This window comes from Polaromonas sp., assembly GCF_035638815.1.
Lineage (GTDB): Bacteria > Pseudomonadota > Gammaproteobacteria > Burkholderiales > Burkholderiaceae_C > Polaromonas.
In genome coordinates, this window is the sequence record NZ_DASQZG010000016.1 from 171,978 (window position 1) to 192,267 (window position 20,290).

The 20,290-nt window shown below is 60.7% G+C and carries 21 protein-coding genes; 4 read left to right on the plus strand and 17 right to left on the minus strand.

From position 1 onward, the window contains the following. Positions 1–36 precede the first annotated feature (36 nt). From VE934_RS11035 to VE934_RS11085, 11 genes are all read right to left on the minus strand, one after another. Positions 37–1,212: an amidohydrolase gene (locus VE934_RS11035; protein ID WP_324887363.1), complete on the minus strand. Its 1,176-nt coding sequence runs from the start codon at positions 1,210–1,212 to the stop codon at positions 37–39. Positions 1,213–1,229: 17 nt separating this feature from the next. Further along, complete coding sequence (locus tag VE934_RS11040; RefSeq protein WP_324887365.1) at positions 1,230–1,643, minus strand: AsnC family transcriptional regulator; 414 nt, start codon at positions 1,641–1,643, stop codon at positions 1,230–1,232. After that, a complete protein-coding gene (locus VE934_RS11045; protein WP_324887367.1) occupies positions 1,640–2,011 on the minus strand; it encodes a GIY-YIG nuclease family protein in 372 nt (123 codons plus the stop codon). Before VE934_RS11045 ends, VE934_RS11040 begins: the two co-directional genes overlap by 4 nt. A gap of 43 nt (positions 2,012–2,054) precedes the next feature. After that, on the minus strand, positions 2,055–2,579 hold the full coding sequence (locus VE934_RS11050; protein ID WP_324887369.1) for a hypothetical protein: 525 nt from the start codon (positions 2,577–2,579) through the stop codon (positions 2,055–2,057). Positions 2,580–2,939: 360 nt separating this feature from the next. Next, positions 2,940–4,013: an XdhC family protein gene (locus VE934_RS11055; protein ID WP_324887371.1), complete on the minus strand. Its 1,074-nt coding sequence runs from the start codon at positions 4,011–4,013 to the stop codon at positions 2,940–2,942. Positions 4,014–4,046: 33 nt separating this feature from the next. Continuing rightward, positions 4,047–4,637, minus strand: a complete 591-nt coding sequence (locus VE934_RS11060) for a carbon monoxide dehydrogenase subunit G (protein ID WP_324887373.1) — start codon at positions 4,635–4,637, stop codon at positions 4,047–4,049. 141 nt (positions 4,638–4,778) lie between these two features. Next, positions 4,779–5,963 (minus strand): vWA domain-containing protein, encoded by a 1,185-nt coding sequence (locus VE934_RS11065; protein ID WP_324887375.1) that lies wholly within the window; start codon positions 5,961–5,963, stop codon positions 4,779–4,781. Position 5,964: 1 nt separating this feature from the next. After that, positions 5,965–6,867, minus strand: a complete 903-nt coding sequence (locus tag VE934_RS11070; protein ID WP_324887377.1) for a MoxR family ATPase — start codon at positions 6,865–6,867, stop codon at positions 5,965–5,967. Between the two features lie 142 nt (positions 6,868–7,009). Further along, positions 7,010–7,801 carry a xanthine dehydrogenase family protein subunit M gene (locus VE934_RS11075; protein ID WP_324887379.1) on the minus strand — a complete coding sequence of 264 codons (792 nt, stop codon included), beginning with the start codon at positions 7,799–7,801 and terminating at the stop codon, positions 7,010–7,012. Between the two features lie 13 nt (positions 7,802–7,814). Further along, a complete protein-coding gene (locus VE934_RS11080; RefSeq protein WP_324887381.1) occupies positions 7,815–10,190 on the minus strand; it encodes a xanthine dehydrogenase family protein molybdopterin-binding subunit in 2,376 nt (791 codons plus the stop codon). An 11-nt stretch (positions 10,191–10,201) separates the two neighbouring features. Then, a complete protein-coding gene (locus VE934_RS11085) occupies positions 10,202–10,672 on the minus strand; it encodes a (2Fe-2S)-binding protein (protein WP_324887383.1) in 471 nt (156 codons plus the stop codon). Between the two features lie 352 nt (positions 10,673–11,024). On the opposite strand from VE934_RS11085, the gene VE934_RS11090 reads away from it, so the two are divergent. Then, positions 11,025–12,155: a sigma-54-dependent Fis family transcriptional regulator gene (locus tag VE934_RS11090; RefSeq protein ID WP_324887385.1), complete on the plus strand. Its 1,131-nt coding sequence runs from the start codon at positions 11,025–11,027 to the stop codon at positions 12,153–12,155. Here the strand turns inward: VE934_RS11090 and VE934_RS11095 are convergent, their stop codons facing one another. The 3 genes from VE934_RS11095 to queG form a co-directional block, all read right to left on the minus strand. Continuing rightward, positions 12,156–12,671 (minus strand): copper chaperone PCu(A)C, encoded by a 516-nt coding sequence (locus tag VE934_RS11095; RefSeq protein ID WP_414693841.1) that lies wholly within the window; start codon positions 12,669–12,671, stop codon positions 12,156–12,158. A 288-nt stretch (positions 12,672–12,959) separates the two neighbouring features. Further along, on the minus strand, positions 12,960–13,319 hold the full coding sequence (locus tag VE934_RS11100) for a DUF2946 family protein (RefSeq protein ID WP_324887389.1): 360 nt from the start codon (positions 13,317–13,319) through the stop codon (positions 12,960–12,962). A gap of 105 nt (positions 13,320–13,424) precedes the next feature. Then, the gene (gene queG, locus VE934_RS11105) at positions 13,425–14,507 is read right to left on the minus strand and encodes a tRNA epoxyqueuosine(34) reductase QueG (protein WP_324887664.1); all 1,083 of its coding nucleotides are present in this window, start codon (positions 14,505–14,507) and stop codon (positions 13,425–13,427) included. Here queG and tsaE point away from each other — a divergent pair. Together tsaE and VE934_RS11115 are read left to right on the plus strand one after the other, a co-directional pair. Beyond that, positions 14,493–14,987 (plus strand): tRNA (adenosine(37)-N6)-threonylcarbamoyltransferase complex ATPase subunit type 1 TsaE, encoded by a 495-nt coding sequence (gene tsaE / locus VE934_RS11110; RefSeq protein ID WP_324887391.1) that lies wholly within the window; start codon positions 14,493–14,495, stop codon positions 14,985–14,987. The genes queG and tsaE overlap by 15 nt on opposite strands. Then, a complete protein-coding gene (locus VE934_RS11115; RefSeq protein WP_324887393.1) occupies positions 14,984–16,333 on the plus strand; it encodes an N-acetylmuramoyl-L-alanine amidase in 1,350 nt (449 codons plus the stop codon). The genes tsaE and VE934_RS11115 overlap by 4 nt, the downstream gene beginning before the upstream one ends. On the opposite strand, the gene VE934_RS11120 is transcribed toward VE934_RS11115, so the two are convergent. Both VE934_RS11120 and VE934_RS11125 read right to left on the minus strand, forming a co-directional pair. Beyond that, positions 16,334–16,999: a DedA family protein gene (locus VE934_RS11120; RefSeq protein WP_324887395.1), complete on the minus strand. Its 666-nt coding sequence runs from the start codon at positions 16,997–16,999 to the stop codon at positions 16,334–16,336. 132 nt (positions 17,000–17,131) lie between these two features. Then, positions 17,132–17,725 carry a hypothetical protein gene (locus VE934_RS11125; protein WP_324887397.1) on the minus strand — a complete coding sequence of 198 codons (594 nt, stop codon included), beginning with the start codon at positions 17,723–17,725 and terminating at the stop codon, positions 17,132–17,134. A gap of 143 nt (positions 17,726–17,868) precedes the next feature. Here VE934_RS11125 and mutL point away from each other — a divergent pair, with 143 nt between their 5' ends. Next, positions 17,869–19,761, plus strand: coding sequence for a DNA mismatch repair endonuclease MutL (gene mutL, locus VE934_RS11130; protein WP_324887399.1), 1,893 nt, complete (start codon positions 17,869–17,871; stop codon positions 19,759–19,761). Positions 19,762–19,777: 16 nt separating this feature from the next. Here mutL and VE934_RS11135 read toward each other — a convergent pair whose 3' ends face one another. Further along, positions 19,778–20,230 carry a nuclear transport factor 2 family protein gene (locus VE934_RS11135; protein ID WP_324887401.1) on the minus strand — a complete coding sequence of 151 codons (453 nt, stop codon included), beginning with the start codon at positions 20,228–20,230 and terminating at the stop codon, positions 19,778–19,780. Between the last annotated feature and the right edge of the window lie 60 nt (positions 20,231–20,290).

Below are 20,290 nucleotides of genomic sequence, written 5' to 3' on the forward strand. Positions count from 1 at the left end.
GCACTTTTCTCTCGTCATTCTCAGGCGAGCATTGCCTCATAACTCTTCGTTGAATAACAGCTTCCAGGCCGCCTTGTACGCCACGATCTCCTGCACCGACTCCGGTAGGCTGGCCAAGACCCCCCGTTGCGCGCGCACCCTGCCCGCGAAGGTCGGCATGATCATTCCATTGAGATCGAGCGCGGCCAGGAAACGCCAGGGGTGGGCGGAGATGAGCTTTGCCCACTCGGGCAGGAGCTTGCCCGTGCTGCGGTCCCAATATCTGCCGGGGTACTCATTGCTCGATGGATAAATATGCTGCGGGGGGCCGACGAACAGATCAAAGTAAAGGTTCGGATGCTTTTCAATCAACTTGCGCACATAGTCAGGCCCATAAACGGTGTTGCGCGCCTGATACCGCATCTGCGCGAGGTGGCTCCAGATCACCTTGGCTTTGGGGTACTGCGTGAGCATCTTTTCAAGTGGCGGCAAGTACTTGTCTTCAATCTCCTGATGAATCTGAAAAGAAATACCTGTGTCTGAAGAAAACTGAAAAAGCAAATGCGCAGCAGGACTGTCGATCGGCAAATCCTCGTCGCGATTCGTTTGGCCGCGCTGAATTTGATCGGGTGATGGGTAATGACGAAACTCGTACTCGCCCAACATGGGATAGCCGTCCTTGACGACCCGCTCCATGGAAATTTTCGCGAAAGCCACCGGGTCCCGCTTCCAGTCTGGCGGCAAACCGCCATCACCTGCCGGGATGTAGCGCCACGGATCAGCAGCCACCGCATATTTGGCGGCATCACTCCAGCCCCTGCCCCTCGCATGCCCTGAAAAGGCGATCAGCGCCACACCCTCCGCGTCCATGCTGCGCGCAAAAGCCTGCATATCCAGGTTTTCGTCCAGATTGGATTCGATGTCCAGGATAGGCATGACACCCGTGGCACGCATGGCGGCGATGCGCTGCTTCCAGTTGCGCTTGAGCGTCACCAGGTCAAACGGGACAGGCGCCTTGGCGACATCCGTCATCCGCGCAACAAGGGGCACCGGACTGAATTCCGTCGCTGAGGCAAAGCCAGCAACAAGCAAACCAGAGAAGATCAATAGATTCCGCAGCAGGTGCATGGTCCAGTCCTGAAGGCTCGCAGTTAATAAGAGGGAGTGTCGTGACGGGAGTCTATCTAACCAGACCCGCTTCGACTCTAGTCCGGCCGCAAAATCGTCCAGCAAGACAGCGTTACCAGCAGTTAACCCGCCAGACGCTTAGCATGAAAGTCCATTTTGGACATTTTCAACTCCTCAAAAAGCCTCAGCAAATGCATGTCCGCCGTGGTGAGCGCTTCACTCAACACGCGCCTGCCGACGGGTCGAATGGCCACATAGCGCTTTCCGTCGCTGGCGGGTCCGCTATCGCGCTTGATATGCCCGGTTTTTTCCAACGGGATCAATTGCCGCACGACGGCGGAGCGCTGCACGCCCAGCGGTCGTACCAGGTCACCCACCACCTGGCGGCCATCCTTCGCGCCAGACAGGCTAAGCAGAACAATAAAGTCGCTCAGGCTGAGGCCATGCAAGGTGCCAAGTTCTTCGTCTAGTTTCAACTGCACAGTAGCGCGCGCTTCGTTCAGCTTGAGAAACAAATCAATTGAGTCGGTTTTCATGAGCCTGCCCTCACGCGGTTGGTGTTGTATCCGCTTTCGCCGTAACACTGCAGTTCTTCGCGCCACAGCTCCAGAAGTGACGCCAACTCGGCTTTGTAGTCAAAGTCCGGCTCCGTCCGCGGCAGAACGGTGCTGAGTACTTCGAAGGTGAAAGTCTCTGAGCCGTAGGCCAGCCAATCCTGAAGCAGGCGTGAATTGCGATGCGACTTTTGCTGCAGATCGAACCGCTCACGGTTGATGGCACCTTGTACGTTGGTACTGGCGCCAACGAAAACACGTTGGTTAACGGTGTTGCGGATGAGGTAAATCCCCATGGGTGGCGGTGTGAGCTTGTATTGCCTTCTCAGCTCGCGGTTGTTTGTATTCATGATGTGATCCAGATTTAATGGGTGAGGTTTGATGGCTGCGGTGTCACAGCTTTCTGTCGGATATAGGCGCAAAAGTTCGGGGCGGCGCTTTCAGGCGCTGTTGGGCCAGTGCGAACCAGGCAGCGCTGCCATAACTGCCAGCAAGGTCGTACCGGGCGGCCGCCCAGGCCGGGTCGACAGGATCCAGTGCCAATTCGAAGATGAAGTCGCTTCCTACCACCATGAACTGGCGCTTGTAGGGCAACAGAAATGCACCGCGCTCGGTTGCCTGCGCGGCGCGGGCGTGAGCAAGGTCGGTAAACCACCCGTTGAGCAGCGAGTTGCACGCAGGTGCGTGCCAGAAAGTGCCCATGTCATCGGCGGTGCTGGCCAAGCCGCCTAAAACGCGACGCGCATGGTCCCAGTGGGTGAATCCTGCGTCGCGAGCAACCCGGCTCAGGCAGTCGCGCAGGCGCAGGTCCTCGCCACTGTCAGGCGCATCGGCGCGGGTTCCGGCCCCAGCATCTTTGCGCTTGGCATTTCGCAGGATACGCGCGCGCGTCTTTAGCTCAGTCAGTAGCGCGGTCATATCCAGACTCCAGAGAGGCTGCGTGACGAGCCGTCAGCCGCAATGGGCTTTACGCGTGGGATGGCGAAGGCCAGATGTCGGCGAACCGAATGCATCACCGATGCACAGTCTGGCAATGCCATAGCAATTGCTTGACCGATACCGGACAATAAGCGAGGGGGAAAGGGTGGCGTAGATGCCATGACAGGAACTCCTGGTTTCGTTGGAGGCCAATCCCGCGAATGGCCAACGAAGCAGAAAAAACTGTCTAGTCGAAAAGATGACGTGAAGGGTGAGAGCCTCTTGAGCGGGTAGGCGCCCCTTAGCACCTAGGCCAGAAGTTTAGGTACTGCCAGGCTGCTTGTCAAGCCAATCCGCCCCCTACCGCCTAGGTGCGCACACCAAATTCGCTGCTTCGTTTTCTGGCACCGCACGTTCGTTTTTAGCTTGCGCCACTTCCATATCGCGCGGCAACACCACACCGTTTTTCACGGCCAGCACTTCGGCCATGACACTGACTGCAATCTCGGGCGGCGTTTTGCTGCCGATGTAGATGCCAATGGGGCCGCGCAGACGCGCAAGCGAGGCTTCGCTCAAACTGAAGTGTTCCGCCATGCGCAGATGGCGGGTCTCGTTGTTGCGGCGGGATCCGATGGCCCCTACGTAAAACGCGTCGGTTGCCAGCGCCTCCATCAAGGCCAGGTCGTCGAGCTTGGGGTCGTGGGTCAGTGCAATCACGCAGCTGCGCCTGTCAGGCTTGAAGGCGATAACCACATCGTCGGGCATGTCGCTGATGACTTTGGCGCCCGCCACCTGCCAGGCGCTGCGGTACTCCTCGCGTGGGTCGCACACTGTCACCGCAAAGCCGCTGAACAGAGCCATGGTGGCCAGGTACTCTGTGAGCTGACCCGCGCCTATGAGCAGCATGCGGTACTCGGGGCCGAAAGTGTTGACCAGTTGGGTTGCTGAAACGCTGAGCTCGGCCGGGGCCAGCGCCTGAGACAGCACCACATCGCCGTCTTTCAGTTGCACGCTGCGCTGCATCAGGTGCCCGGCTTCCAGCGCAGTCACCAGTTGTGCCAGGGCGGCAGCGTCTGGGTCGTACTCCAGTAGCAACTCCAGCGTTCCGCCGCAGGGCAAGCCGAAGCGGTGTGCTTCGTCAGCGGTGACGCCGTATTTGACAAAGGTTGGCGGGCCCGACGGGATGGCCTTCTTGCTTTCATCTGCCGAGGGCGCCGTCGCATAGGCTTGTGTGTGCTGGTAGATCAGGTCATCTTCAATGCAGCCGCCAGAGACTGAGCCAACCACCGCGCCGTCTTCGCACAGCGCCATGATGGAGCCCACCGGTCGCGGTGACGAGCCCCAGGTGCGCACCACGGTGGCAAGCAAGGCGCGTTTGCCCGACGCGCGCCAGTCGCGCAAGGTGCGCAGCACCATCACATCGAGGTTTTCCATTTGCTTGTCCTTTCCCCCGGCGGCCCGTGCCGCCTACGTGGCCAGCCAGACGGCCAGGCCTAGTACTGCCGCGCCCACCGCCCACACCCACAGCGGTATGGCAGGCCGGGATGATGACGCGACCACTGGCGCGCCTGTCTCCACTTCACCCATTACCATTTTGGCCGTGTAGCTCTCTGGGTGCTGGCGCTGCATTTCATCGTCAAAGCGTTTGAAAAAGTCTTCGGCCAAGGACTTGGCCGCGCCGTCGATCAGGCGCTGGCCCAGCTGCGCGATCTTGCCGCCCACGGAGGCATGTACGGTGTACGACAACTCGCAACCTTCGGCATTAGGGGCCAGGCTGACCGCAGCGCTGCCTTTGCCAAACCCGGCAGGACCGCCCTGCCCTTCAAATGAAAGCTTGTAGCTTTCGGGTGGCTGAATGTCGCTGAGCGTGATCTTGCCGGTGAACTTGGCGGAAACTGGCCCGATTTTTAAAGCCATGCCGATGGCGTACTGGTTCTCGCCCGTAGCCTCCACCTTGTCGCAACCTGGTATGCAGGTTTTAAGTACCGCGGGATCGTTAAGTGCATCCCAGGCCTGTTGTTGTGTCACCGCCAGCTGGCGGCTTGCTTGCATGTCCATTTTTATTTTTCCCTTTTCAAATTTCCCCGAATCCTCGAACTCGATCCGTTCTTGACCAGCTGATCATCTTTGGCTTTGTCATCCCGGACTCGATCCGGGAGCCATGCCGGCATCACGTGCCTGGACCGGTCGCGTGGCATGCTACTTTTTCATCAGAGCAGCCAGACTGGCGGCCAGTTCCTCAAGCTTGCTTAAATTGTGAACCGCCAGCATGCCGTGTGCTTGGGCATGCAGCACTGCGGCGCCGCGCGCCAGGGGCGCATAACCATCAAAACGCAGCAAGGGGTTAAGCCACAGCAGACGGCGACTGCGCCGGCGCAGCCAAGCCAGCTCCTCCGCCAACTCGTCCGGCTCACCGGTGTCCAGCCCATCGCTGATGACCAGCACGATCGTCCGTCTGCCAACCAGTCGGCGCGCGTGATGCTCGCGCAGACTGGCCAGCGACGCACCCAACTGCGTGCCGCCTGCAAAATCTTCAATGGCTGCGCTGGCATGGGCCAGCATCTCGTCGGTATCGGCCCGCCGAAAAGCCTGCGTCAAATCGGTCAGGTGCATGCCAAAGGCAAACACATCGCGGTGGGGGTGGCGGCGTGTGGCCGCGTGCAAAAAAGCCAGCAGCAGGCGCGCATAACGCTCCATGGAGCCCGACACATCCACCAGCACCAACAAAGGCAACGCCTGCTGGCGCCGTTGCAGGCGCGGCAGGCGCATCAGCTCACCGCCGGTACGCGCGGCTTCGTGCATCACGCCTGGCCAGTGCATACGTGCGCCCGAGGCCGCGGGCCGGCTGCGACGCGATGCAAAGTGCGGCAGCGGCAGCTTGATGTCGCTGGCCAGGCTTTCAACCAACCGGTATTCGGTGCCTGAGAGGGAGGCGAAGTCGGCGTGCCGCAAGCGCTCAATGTCACTGGCCGTCATGGCGGCGTCAAACTCAACTTTCTGGTCTTCGCTGGATGGCTTGGCCTGCTGTCCGAATGTTTTTTGCGGCGCCAGCGCTTCACGCACGCGCGGTCGACGCCTGCTGGGCTCCGCTTTACCTTCTGCGCTGGGCAGCAGCTGTGCAAGCAGTTTGTTGGCAACTTTGGGATCCTGAAAATACACGTCAAACAACTCGCGAAACACCAGGCGGTCCTGCTCGCGGCTGACCATGACGGCTTCAAAGGCTGGACTCAAATCATTTTTTTCGCTGATGCCCACCAGGAGCGCGGCTTCTTTGGCGAGAGCGATACGCTGGCTGTCCACCTTGACCCCTGCGCGACGCAGGGCGCGGCCGAAGCCGGCGATGTTGTCGGCGAGTTTTCCGCTGCGTGCGTCACCAAGCAACATCTCAGACAGCTTCTTCCTGCGGCTTGAGCAAATCCACCGCCAGGGCATGCGTCAGCGCCGCCACATCTTCACGCTGCTTGAACAAGATGCCCGCGGTGTCCATCACCACTTCCGGGTCCACCACCAGCGTGTCCAGCGCGACCAGTGCTTTGGCCCACTCCACGCTTTCTGCAATACCGGGCGCGCGCTGAAAGGCGTTGCCGAATGGCGAGCGGCGCAGGCGGTCTACAAAGCTGGCTACCTGTGCAGACAACTGCTCACCGGCCTGCGGCACCTGCGCCCGTACGATGGCGAGCTCGCGTTCCCGGTCGGGATAATCCAGCCAGTGGTACAGACAGCGGCGTTTGACGGCGTCATTGAGTTCACGCGTGCGGTTGCTGGTGAGAATGGTGACCGGCGTCACCTCGGCCCGCACCGTGCCAATTTCGGGAATGCTGACCTGGTATTCGCCCAGGTACTCGAGCAAAAAGGCTTCGAAGGGTTCGTCTGCCCTGTCTACCTCATCAATGAGCAATACAGCACCGGGTACAGGCGCCTGAAGCGCCTGCAGCAAGGGCCGGCGGATCAGGTATTTATCCTGGTAGACCTCGCGTTCAACATCTGCAGCTTCACTTCGGCCCTCAACGGCACGCATGTGCAAGAGCTGGGCGGCGTAATTCCATTCATACAGCGCCTCACGCTGCTCCAGACCGTCGTAACACTGCAGGCGGATCAGTTGACGTTGCAGCGCCAGCGAAAGCGCTTTGGCGAGCTCGGTTTTGCCGACGCCGGGCTCTCCTTCGAGCAGCAACGGACGTTGCAACTTCAGCGCGAGAAACACGGCGGTAGCCAGCCGCCGGTCGGCAAAGTAGCCCGCCTGCTGCAAGGCCTGCGTCAGAGCGTCTATCGTGGAAAAAAGTGTCATCGGATCAGTTTAGCCTGCGCTAAATTCGCTATCAATTCAGGAGCTGCTTGCGCCCGTCTATAAAGGGCTGAAGGCCTAAATCGCTTCAAACCCATTCAGACCAGGGCCAGGGCAGGCTCAGCCCGAACTGAGAAGGCCAAAGTCAAGCCATCGCCTTGGCCACACCGCGTTGCGTCAACACGCTGATCAGGTTGGCGCGGTAAGCAGCCGAACCGTGGATGTCGCTGTTCAGGTCGGTCGCGTCGATTTTGACGCTCGCCGCCGCTTGGGGTGTGAAGTTTTTGCTGATGGCGTCTTCCAGCCCCTTATGGCGAAACACGCCGCTGGCCGCGCCAGTGACCGCGACCCTGGCCCCCGTGTCGAACTGAGCCACAAACACGCCCACCAGCGCAAAGCGGGAAGCAGGTTGTTTGAACTTCATGTATGCGGCGCGTTTGGGAATGGGAAAACTGATCGCGGTAATCAGTTCGCCCGCATCCAGCGCGGTGGAGAACATGCCTAGGAAAAAATATTCTGCCGCAATTTTGCGTTTGGTGGTGTGGATGGTTGCGCCCAGCGCCAGCACCGCCGCCGGGTAGCAGGCGGAGGGGTCATTGTTGGCAACCGAGCCACCCAAGGTACCCATCGCGCGTACCTGCCTGTCCCCAATGTTGTTGGCGAGGTCCGCCAGTGCAGGCAGCGCGGCCTTGATCTCGGCGTGGTTGGCTACGTCCAGATGGCGCGTCATGGCACCGATCACAAAGGCATTGCCTTCGCGCCGAATGCCTGTGAGTTCTTTGATGCCGCTCAGGTCGGCTAACTGACCGGGGTTGGACAGGCGCAGCTTCATGGCAGCGAGCAGGGTCTGGCCGCCAGCCAGCGGCGTGGCGCCGGCAAGAGCCTGTTTGGCCGCATCAGCCAGGGTGGAAGGACGCTCAAGAGTGAATGGATACATGGTGATCACTCCTTTAGCGCTTGGCCGATTGAATTGCTTCCCAGACACGGCTGGGCGATGCGGGCATGTCGAAATCAAGCACACCCAGCGGCCGTAGCGCATCAAGCACGGCATTGATGACCGCCGGCGGCGAGCCAATCGCACCGGCCTCACCGCAGCCCTTGGCGCCCAGTGGGTTGTGGCTGCAGGGCGTACACAGGGTGTCGAGCTTGAAGCTGGGCATGTCATCGGCGCGCGGCATCGCGTAGTCCATGAAAGAACCTGTGAGCAACTGGCCGGAATCGGGGTCGTACACACAGTTTTCAAGCAGCGCCTGGCCGATGCCCTGCACGAGCCCGCCGTGCACTTGGCCTTCAACAATCATGGGGTTGATGATGTTGCCGAAATCATCAACCGCCGTGAAGCTGTCAACACGCACCACACCGGTCGCGGGGTCGACCTCGACCTCGCAGATGTAAGTGCCGGCCGGGAAGGTGAAATTGGTCGGGTCGTAAAACGCGGTCTCGTTGAGGCCAGGCTCCAGCTTGTCGAGCGGGTAGTTGTGCGGCACGTAAGCCGTCAGCGCTACCTGGCCGAAGGTCACCTTCTTGTCGGTGCCCTTGATAGTGAAATCGCCGTTGGCAAACGCGACGTCAGCATCGCTGGCTTCCATCAGGTGGGCTGCAATCTTCTTGGCCTTGGTCTCTATCTTGTCGAGGGCTTTCATGATGGCCGTACCGCCTACCGACATGGAGCGTGACCCGTAGGTGCCCATGCCGAAAGGCACGCGCCCGGTATCGCCGTGCACGATGTCCACCGCATCCACCGAAATGCCCAGCCGCGCCGCAACGACCTGCGCAAAGGTGGTCTCATGCCCCTGGCCGTGGCTGTGTGAACCGGTGAACACCGTCACGCTGCCGGTCGGGTGCACGCGCACCTCGCCGCACTCAAACAAACCAGCGCGTGCGCCCAACGCACCGGCAATGTTGCTGGGCGCCAGGCCGCAGGCCTCGATGTAGCAGGAATAACCGATGCCGCGCAACAGGCCTTTGGCGGCGGACGCGGTTTTGCGCTTTTCAAAACCAGCCACATCGGCCAGCTCGTTGCCGCGCTTGAGCAGGGCATGGAAGTCGCCCACGTCGTATTGCAGGGCCACAGGCGTCTGGTATGGAAAGTCCTTCACGAAGTTGCGGCGGCGAATTTCGTCCTGGCTCAAACCCAGTTCCCACGCTGCGCGTGTGACCAAACGCTCCAGTAGATACGTGGCTTCGGGCCGGCCGGCGCCCCGATAAGCATCCACCGGGGCGGTGTTGGTGAACCAGGCATCGACCTCGACATAAATCTGCGGACAGGTGTACTGGCCGGCCAGCAAAGTGGCGTAGAGGATGGTCGGCACCGCTGGCGCAAAGGTTGACAGGTAGGCGCCCATGTTGGCATCGGTATGCACCCGCATCGCCAAAAACTTCCCGTCTTTGTCCATCGCCATTTCGGCGTAGCTGGAATGGTCGCGCCCGTGCGCATCGCTGACGAAAGCCTCGCTCCGGTCGGCTGTCCACTTGATGTTGCGGTTGAGCTTTTTCGACGCCCAGGTCAGGCACACGTCTTCTGCGTACAAATAGATCTTGGAGCCAAAGCCGCCACCCACGTCGGGCGCAATCACACGTACCTTGTGCTCGGGCAGGCCCATGACAAAGGCGGTGAGCAGCAGGCGCTCAACGTGAGGGTTTTGATTGGAGACGTACAGCACGTATTCGTCGGTGGCGCGGCTGTAGGAGCCAATCACAGCGCGTGGTTCCATCGCGTTGGGAATCAGCCGGTTGTTGGTCAGGTCAAGCCTGGTCACATGTGCAGCGTTGGCAAACACCGCATCGACCTGGCCTTTGTCGCCGATCGCCCATTTGTAGCAATGGTTGTCGGGCGCGGCCTCATGCAGCGCAGTGGCCTTGCCCGCATCTGTCACGCGGACCACGGCGCTCAGCACTTCGTAATCTACCGTCACCAACTCGGCAGCATTTTTGGCCTGCTCCAGCGTCTCGGCCACCACCATGGCGACGTGGTCACCCACGTAGCGCACCTTGCCCTGGGCCAGGATGGGGTGCGGCGGCTCCTTCATCGGCGTGCCATCGGTGCTGGTGATGCCCCAGCCGCACGGCAGGCCATTGATCTTGTCAGCAGCGACGTCTTCACCCACAAACACCCCCAGCACACCCGGCGCGGCCTTGGCGGAGGCTGTATTGATGCTGTTGATGTTGGCGTGCGCATGCGGTGAGCGAACAAACACCGCATAACTCTGGTGAGCCAGCGTGATGTCGTCGGTGTATTGGCCACCACCGGTCAGAAAGCGGTAATCCTCCTTGCGGCGGACAGACGTACCAATGTTGGGCAGGTTGACGAAGTCGGATGCACCCATGGTCTGCTCCTTCAGGCCTGTGCCATGGCTGCAGCACCATGCTGCACAGCCTTGACAATGTTTTGGTAGCCGGTGCAGCGGCAGATATTGCCCTCCAGCAGCTCACGCACTTCGCCGTCCGTGGCTTTAGGGTGGTGTTTGCACAGGTCAACCGCACTCATCACCATGCCGGTTGTGCAAAAGCCGCATTGCAGCCCGTGGCACTCCTTGAATGCAGCCTGCATCGGGTGCATGGTGCCGTCGGCAGCGGCCAGGCCCTCAATGGTGGTGATCTCGCAGCCAGCAGCCTGGGCCGCCAGCATATTGCAGGATTTGACGGCGCGACCGTTCATGAGGACGGTGCAGGCGCCGCACTGGGCGGTGTCGCAGCCAACATGGGTGCCGGTGAGTTTGAGCTCCTCTCGCAGCACCTGCACCAGAAGGGTGTGCGGTGGAGTCTCCACGCTGCATGATTTGCCGTTGACGTTGAACTGAACTTGCATGGGGCTTGACTCCTGTGGCTTGGGGCTGGTGTCCCGTACCGCTATTAAGGTGATGAAATGAAATTGTCCAGTCAGCTGTCAGGCAAGGCGCGAGGAGGCGACATAGCCGTAGCTATGGCAACGACGAGCAACGCCGCATGGCGGCTGAACGGGCAATTTCATATCGCCTTTATTTGCGGGACGGGACACTACGGCACTCATTGTTGAATTGCGCCCCCTGCGGCCGCCTAGGGTAAACCCTTGAAAGCTTGCCAAACGGTTTTGAAATTCTCAAAATGAAACAATCAGTTCCCACCGGGCAGCGCATCGCCGTCAGCTCTGGTAGGCTGCGTCAACCGACCCACTCACTCCCATGCTGCCCGTCCTTCCACCCTCTTCCGATCAACGGCTGCAGCAGATCGCGCAGGCCAGGCAGGCGGTGCTGCAGGATGGCAAAAGCCCCTCCGGTACGCTGGCTGAAGACTGGATTGAGCGCTCTTGGCGGCGCTGCCTGGACAGTGGCCAGCGGCCAGATCAACACATCACTTTTGACCTCATTTCTGCAGAGGCCGCATTGCGCGCCAAGGAAGCCAACGAGGTGCTGGTGCAGGCCGCCCGTCCGGTGCTGGAAAAGCTGGGCGCCGCGATTGCCAGTACACGTTATTTCGCCATCCTGACCAATGCGCAAGGCGTGGTGGTCGACGTCAATGGCGCGATTGACCGGCAGGACCGGCGCGCCAGTCTGATCACCCGCATTGGTGTTGATTTGTCCGAGGCCAGTGTAGGCACCACGGCCATTGGCGCCGCGCTGTCAGAGCTGCAGCCGGTGTGGCTGCACCGCGGCGAGCATTTTTTCAATGCCAATGCCTCATACAGCTGCGCAGGTGCGCCTTTGTTCGGTCCCGACGGCCAGTGCGCCGGCATGCTGGACCTGACCGGCGTGGACGTGGTCGAGCGGCCCGAACTCAAACACCTGGTGGTGCAGTCAGCACGCAGCATTGAAAACGCGCTGACGCAAAGCAGGCCGCATGAGCTGATGATCCGCCTGAACTGGTCCAGCCACAGCCTGGGTGAAGAGTCCGACGGCCTGATCTGCCTGGACCCGGACGGCTGGGTGACAGGCGCAAACCCGGTTGCGCGGCAAATGGTTCCCTCTCTGGCTGCGAACAGCTCATCACCTGCACATTGCAGCGAGCTGTTTGCGATGCCTTTTGAAATGCTGTTTGACGCTGCAAACAGCAACCCGATGTCTTACGCACAAGCCATCGATGTGCCCTTGTGGTCAGGCCTGCGCCTGCAGGCCTTGCCGCTGCGCTGCGGCAACGGTCCCGTGCGCAGCAGCAAGGAATCCCGTGCACCCGATTTGCCACTCAAGGATGTCGAGACGGCGCTGATCCGAAAGGCGGTCAGTGACGCCAAAGGCAATGTCATGAAAGCCGCCCGAACACTGGGCATCAGCCGGGCCACCGTCTACCGCCGCCTGGCCGGCGGCAAGACCAAATAGTCAGTGCTTGTGGTCGTGGCTCTCGGCTCTGACCGGAGCCGACGCGGCCGACGCGGCGGCAGACGCGGTTGTAGCGACCGGCAGTTTTAACTCCACACGGCTTTGCACACCCTTGCTGTCCTTGAACATCAGCGTCAACGGCACGGTGCTTCCTTTGGGCAAGTTTTGCTTCAGGTCTAGCAGCATCAGGTGGTAACCCCCGGCTTTAAGCTCCACGGTTTTTCCGGCTGGCAGATCGAGTGCAGGCAAGGCGCGCATCTTCATCACGTCGCCCTCCATCTTCATTTCATGCACCTCGGTGACCCCCGCCAGCGGTGAAGATGCGCCGATCAATCGCGTCGCCGTTTTGGCCGTGATATTCATGAAAGCGCCGGTGCCTTTCTGGCCCGGTACGGTGGCGCGTACCCACGCGTCTTTGACCTGAACGGGCTGTGCTGCGATGCCACTCACGGCAACAACCGCACTGGCCGGAACAACGATTGATGTTGCAGCTACCCCAGCGGAAAAAGCGGGCATCACCCCCGCAAATAAAGCGAACGCAGCTACAGTTTTAATAGCAATATGAAAAAACATGAAAATTCCAGAAAGAAGGAAAACTGAAAGAGGCGTCATCCCGGGCTCGATCCGGGAACATGTCGCATGAACCGCTGTCAGGCTCGCGCACCATGGATTGCGGGTCAAGCCCGCAATGACGCTTAAAGATGTCATCCCGGACTCGATCCGGGATCCATGCCGCATGAACCACCAAATCGGTGATCCAGCATGGATTGCGGTCAGATCAGCAACAACAGCGAATGAATCAGTTCAAACGACTGGGGGGCCGCGGCTAAAAGGCAGGCCTGGGGACGATGCAGAGCGCACAGCGTCGCGAACAACAAAGGCGATCGCGGTGACGGCTGCGGAAAATACCGCGGCGGAAGGCGAAGGCAGCAGCCCTGGCCCTGCAGACCCGCACAACTCGCAATGCGAAGCGGGAGAGGCCGAATCATCACCGCCCTGGTTCAGCGCTTTGCCCGCGCTGCAAAGTCCGCGGAGCTTGCCGGTGCGCACTTCCTCGGCCAGCAGGGATACCGGCGCCAGCAGCGCAGCAGCCACGGCGATGAAGCTCAGCCAGGCTGCAAAACCTGCCCAGTGCGGGCGGGTGGAAGGAGAAGCGATGGACACGTCGCAATTATAAAGACCGTGTCCACCCTGTGCAGCCGACACAAAATGCTACCAAATTAATAGCTGTATCTTCCCGTTGTTAAAGGGCAGAATGCCAATTTGACTTCAAACCCCTTGCGAAAGCGCCCACGCCACATGCTCCCGCACCACGTCACTGGCATGCTCCCGCCGAGTCTCCAGCGCCACCCGAAGGCCCGCACCGTCGACACCGGCGCGCAGCGCATTACCCATGGCCACGGCAATGTTGCGCAGCCAGCGCTCGTGGCCAATGCGGCGGATGGCGCTGCCTTCGGTGTAGCGCAAAAATTCTTCTTCGGTCCACGCAAACAAGGTGCCCAGTTGCTGGCCCGTCAATCCCTTGCGTTCGTCAAAGTCAGGCAAGGCGCTGCGCTGCGCAAACTTGTTCCACGGGCACACGAGCTGGCAGTCGTCGCAACCGTAAATGCGGTTGCCGATCAAGGGGCGCAACTCCAGCGGAATCGGCCCGGCGTGCTCGATCGTGAGGTAAGAAATGCAGCGCCTGGCGTCCAGTTTGTGCGGCGCAACGATGGCTTGCGTCGGACAAGCGTCTATACACGCGCTGCAACTGCCGCAATGTCCGGTCACCGGCTCGCTGGGCGGCAAGGCAATATCCACATAGATTTCGCCCAGAAAAAACGTGGACCCAGCCTCTCGGTTAAGCAGCAGCGTGTGTTTGCCGCGCCAGCCCTGTCCGCTGCGCGCGGCAAGCTCGGCCTCCAGCACGGGGGCAGAGTCGGTAAAGGCGCGATGCCCCAATGCCTGGACCTCAACCGCAATACGTTCGGCCAGTTTTTGCAGCCGTGCCCGCATGATCTTGTGATAGTCCCGACCCCGGGCGTAGACCGACACAATCGCCTCGCCGGGTCGCTGCAGGCGCGCCAGTTCCGTGGCCTGCCATTGGCCCGGAATGGCGGATGTGGAAGCGGGCAGGTAGTCCATGCGCGCCGTGATCACACTCACCGTGCCTGGCACCAACTCGGCCGGCCGCGCGCGCTTCAAACCGTGCGCGGCCATGTAATTCATGTCACCATGAAAACCAGCCGCCAGCCAGGCCGATAATCCGGGCTCGGCCGATGACAAATCAACCCCTGCAATGCCGATTTGCGAAAATCCAAGCTCGCGCGCCCAAGTCTGAATTTGAGAAACGAATTGATGGCTATTGACGATCACCCGCCCATTGTAAAAAGTATTGTCTGGGCGACCGAGGCAGACACCCAGGGCTTCGCCGCAGCGCTAGCGGGCAAGCTGAGCGGCTGCAACGCGCTGATTCAATTACATGGCGATCTGGGTGCAGGCAAAACAACATTTGCTCGGCATGTGCTTCAGGCCCTGGGCGTGCAGGGCCGCATCAAAAGCCCGACCTACGCGGTGGTTGAACCCTACACCGTGACCGGCGCCGCATCGGGCGCCATACACAACATCTGGCACTGCGATTTTTACCGCTTCAACGATCCCGACGAATGGGAAGAGGCTGGCTTTCGCGACATCTTTTCCAGCCCCGGCCTGAAGCTGGTGGAGTGGCCCGAAAAAGCTGGCGACCACCTGCCGGCCGCAGACCTGGACATCTACATCGAGATGCAGGCAGACGAAACTCGCACCGTGACCCTGAATGCCCGCACCGACATCGGCGAGGCCTTGTTGCCATGAGCTCATACATCAACCGGCGCAGCGCCATACAAATGGGAAGCCTGGTCCTGTTGCTGGGCGTGCAGCACATTGCCCGCGGCGCAAGCATTCTGGCGGTGCGCGTGTGGCCCGCCAAAGACTACACACGCGTCACCATCGAATCCGACACCGAGCTCAAGGCCAAACAGTTTTTTGTGGTCGAGCCACCGCGTCTGGCGGTAGACATTGAAGGCATAGACCTGATTCCTGCGCTGCGCGAGCTGATCGCCAAAGTCAAACCCGACGACCCCAACATCTCAGGCATACGCGTGGGACAAAATGCGCCCGGCGTCGTGCGCCTGGTGATCGACTTGAAGCAGCACATGTTGCCGCAGGTGTTTACCTTGCCACCCGTGGCTGCCTACCAGCACCGTCTGGTGTTTGACCTCTACCCCACGCAGGCGCCAGACCCGCTGGAAGCGCTGATTGCAGAGCGCCTCAAGGACAGCAAGGCACCCGCACCTGCAACACCATCAGCCCCGCTGCCAGATCCGCTGGGTGAGCTGATTACCAAACAGTCAACCCGGCCGCCAGCCGCCGTCGAAGCACCTGCCGCGCCTTCCGTCAAGCCGCCCCAGGAGACCGTGGGCGCGGGGGCCGGCAAGCGCAACAAGACCGACCGCCTCATCATCGTGGCGCTGGACCCCGGTCACGGCGGTGAAGACCCGGGCGCCATTGGCCCCGGCGGCACGCGCGAGAAAGACGTGGTGCTGCAGATCGCCCTGCGCCTGCGCGACCGCATCAATGCCATCCCCAATATGCGCGCCTATCTCACGCGTGACGCGGATTTTTTTGTGCCGCTGCATATCCGCGTACAAAAAGCCAGACGTGTCCAGGCCGATCTGTTCATCAGTATTCATGCCGACGCTTTTTTCACGCCACGCCCGCAGGGCGCCAGCGTGTTTGCCTTGAGTGACAAGGGAGCCAGCAGCAGCTCGGCGCGCTGGATGGCAGACAAGGAAAACTCTGCCGATCTGGTCGGTGGCGTCAACGTCAAGGCCAAAGACGCGCAGGTGCAAAAGGCCCTGCTCGACATGAGCACCACCGCGCAGATCAACGACAGCCTCAAACTCGGCGGCGCCATGCTCGGAGAGATTGGCAGCGTCGGCAAGCTGCATAAACCAAAGGTGGAGCAAGCCGGTTTTGCGGTGCTGAAAGCGCCAGACATTCCCAGCGTGCTGGTAGAGACGGCCTTCATCAGCAACCCCGACGAAGAAACCAAGCTGCGCAGCGACGAATACCAGATTCAACTCGCCGATGCATTGATGCGTGGCATCAGCCGCTACTTCGCCAAAAATCCGCCGCTGGCGCGCAACCGGCCACTTTAGTTATTGCTTACTGACGGTAGCCGTGCCGGCTTGCGTGCGGCTCGCTTTCCACGCGCCATACAAAACCACCAGCCCGGGGATCAGGATCATCGCCCAGATGATTTTGCTCAGGTTGGCCTGCACCCAGGGAAGGTTGCCGAAGAGATAGCCCGCACCGGTAAGGCCCACCACCCAGATCAGACCACCGATGACGTTGTACGCGGTGAACTTGGTACGGCCCATCTCGGCAACGCCCGCAACAAACGGGGCAAAGGTGCGCAAAAACGGCATGAAGCGAGCGAGGATGATGGTGATGCCGCCGTAGCGCTCGTAAAACTCGTGCGCCTGGTTGAACGCGCGTTTGTTGAAAAAGCGCGACTGTTCCCACTGAAACACTTTGGGGCCGAAGTGCCGGCCAATAGAGTAGTTGCACTGGTCGCCCAGAATAGCCGCCACCACCAGCACACCCATGGCCAGCGGCAGACTCAGCAAGCCAACGCCGCACAGTGCGCCCACAACGAAAAGCAAAGAGTCACCGGGCAGAAAGGGCATGACCACCACACCGGTTTCCACAAAGACAATCAGAAACAGCAGCGCGTACACCCACATGCCATAGGTGCGCGTGAAAGCTTCCAGGTGTTTGTCGACGTGAAGAATGAAGTCAATGAGAAAGGTAACTAGTTCCATGTACGGGATTTTGACAGGTGTGAGCTCGGGAATTGGCTCGGCACAGAACCTATTCGCCCGGCTGGTTCAGCGACCACTGTTACCACTCACCCGCGTCATGACATGCACCAGGCCCTTGCCCGGCGCATAGATTTACCCATAGCTGGTGCCGGATCCGGTTTTCCAGCCGTACTGCACCGCGCCCGGTGTCCCCTCATACACACAGGAAAGTTTTTCAATTTCAACTGACGTCACATCGTTGCGTGTACCTCTGGCGGCGAAATAGCTGGTGTTGTAGCGGCGTACCTGGCCCTGGGTCCAGAGGCCGATCGGGAACTTCCCCTCGTTGGTCGCGTTTCCAAAGCGCTGGTCATAGACCCGGCCGATGGCGGTGCGGTCTGGCGTCATGGCAAAACGCTCATGCGCACGCGGCACCTTTCGCTCGTAAATTTCGTAGACGGTCCCGCCCTGACCTTCCCATTGCATCGGGCCCTTGAGCGTCACATCCCCCTTGCCCACAGAACCATCAGGTAATTCGTCGACAAAGGGATACACACGATCAACCGGTGCAAATACCAGCTCGCGACTGTCCGTCATGGGGTTTCCGGTGAGAAGCTCCACGGGCAAGAACCGCTCCTTGACACTTTCATCGTGTACACACACGGGCGCTTTGGTTTGCGCCTGGGCCACGCCGGCAAGCAGCAGGATGAACATCGCGGCAATGGGGGCTCGGGCATTTAATGGCATGTTTTTCTCTTTCAGGCTTGGGTTTGGAGCTACAGAAGACAAAGATTAGTCTCGCAACAAATTATTACAAGGCGCGGTCAGAAGGCGCAAGTGCTGAAGCGAGTCATCTTTACCGAAAACCCCTACCCGTAAAATCGCGGGCAATGACCAACTCCCCCGCCCGCCGCCCCATCCGTGAACTCCCCGACGAGCTGGTCAGTCAGATTGCCGCTGGTGAAGTGGTGGAGCGGCCAGCCTCTGTGGTTCGGGAGCTGGTAGACAACGCACTGGACGCTGGCGCGCAGCACATCACCGTGCGGCTGCTGGCCGGCGGTGTCCGGCTGATAGCTGTCGAGGACGATGGCTTTGGCATTCCGCGTGATGAGCTGGCGGTGGCCCTCAGGCGCCATGCCACCAGCAAGATCACCTCCCTGCAAGACCTGGAATCTGTCGGCACAATGGGTTTCCGGGGCGAGGCGCTGGCTGCCATCAATTCCATCGCCGACATGAGCCTGCTGTCAAAAAGCGAAGGCGAAGACGCTGCGGCCCACGCCTGGCAGCTTGATGGCCGCTCGGGTGAGCTCAAACCCGTGGCGCGCAACCGTGGCACCACGGTGGAGGTGCGGGAACTGTTTTACGCCACGCCGGCCCGCCGCAAGTTTTTAAAAACCGACGCGACGGAGCTGGCGCATTGCGTTGAGGCCGTGCGCCGTCACGCTTTGGTGCGCCCCGATGTGGGTTTCGCGATCTGGCACGAGGGCAAGCTGGTGGAGCAGTGGCGTGCCTGCGCAGCCAACGCCGAACAGAAGGCACACGACGCGCGCCTGGCCGACATCCTGGGGGCCGAGCTGCTGGCGCACAGCGTGGCGGTGGACTACCGCTCTGGCGCAATACACATTACCGGGCGCGCAGGTATTCCGGACGCCGCGCGGTCCCGGGCCGACCAGCAGTTTGCCTATGTCAATGGCCGTTATGTGCGCGACAAGGTGGTCACCCATGCTGCCCGCAGTGCGTATGAAGACGTACTGCATGGCCATCGCCAGCCGGTGTACGCGTTGTACATTGCCATGGACCCGACGCGGGTGGATGTCAACGTGCACCCCACCAAAATTGAGGTGCGTTTCAGGGACAGCCGTGAGGTGCACCAGGCCGTGCGGCACGCTGTTGAAAATGCCCTGGCGGCGCCGCGGGCTGCTGCAGCGGCGATCGACGCTCAGCGCGCTCAAAACGGCGCGCCCGCCGGGGTCTTTGAATCAAATCAGCCGTCCGCCCTTTCGTCATGGGCGCAACCTGCTATTAATTTCGGAGCATTTCAGCCCCAGCGGCAGGACGCGCGGGTGTCCGACTTTGAGGCCATGTGGCCAAGCCCCTCCCTCTCCACCGTTCGCCCTGAGCTTGTCGAAGGGTTTGCCTCCATGGAGGCCAGGGCAGGCTCAGCCGGAACGGAAAAACCCGCTCTGCCGTCGGGCGACTGGCCACTAGGCCGCGCGCTGGCCCAGTTGCAGGGCATCTACATCCTCGCGGAAAACACACAAGGTTTGGTGATTGTGGATATGCATGCCGCGCACGAACGCATTGTTTACGAGCGGCTGAAAAACCAGTTGGACACGTCTGCCACCCTGAGCAGCCAGCCCCTGCTGATCCCCGCCACCTTTGCCGCTACCCCGCAGGAAGTGGCCACCGCCGAAGCCAGCATCGACACCTTGCAGGCCTTGGGAATGGAGATCACGCCCTTTTCGCCGCGCACCCTGGCCGTGCGCGCCGTGCCCACCAGCCTGGCGCAGGGAGATGCGGTGGAGCTTGCACGCAACGTATTGGCGGAGCTGGCACAACATGATGCAAGCACCGTGATTCAGCGCGCGCAAAACGAGTTGCTGTCCACCATGGCTTGCCACGGCGCGGTCCGCGCCAACCGCAAACTCACCGTTGACGAAATGAATGGCCTGTTAAGGCAGATGGAAGAGACCGAGCGTTCAGACCAGTGCAACCACGGCCGGCCCACCTGGAGACAGGTCTCGGTGAAAGAGCTGGATAGCCTGTTTCTACGGGGGCGCTAACTCACTCCCGGCCCGCTTATTCCGTGATCGGCTCTGCGTGCGCCTCGTCCAGCCCCAGAGCCTGCATGCGCGCAAGATAGCTGCGCAACCGCTCCGTGTCGCAGTGAACCTCCATCGAGCGGATCTTTCCCCACGCAATTCGAAACGCATGTACGCCCTGGTTGTTGCCGGGTGAGCCGTCAGGCAGGGTAAAGCCGTCTTTCCAGCTCACCAGTGCATGGGTGTCCCAGGGCCAGCCGCTCACGGCGATGGAGTCCAGCTGAAACTGCAAGCCGGGCAGAAGACGCTGCAACCGTGCGTACCAGCGCGCCGTGGCGGCCGGCGTGTGCCGCTCACCGGCCAGCGCGTGTTGCCCCACCATCAGGTGGCGGTGCGGCCCGGCAAATTGCGCCACGATGGCTTCGTAGCGGCCGGCATTGAGATCTGCAAATGAACGCCGGATCTTTTGGGAAACGATGAAGTGGTACATGGCGGACTCCGGCGGGTTGAACGCACGATCTAGACACAAGAAAGATATTGCAATATACGG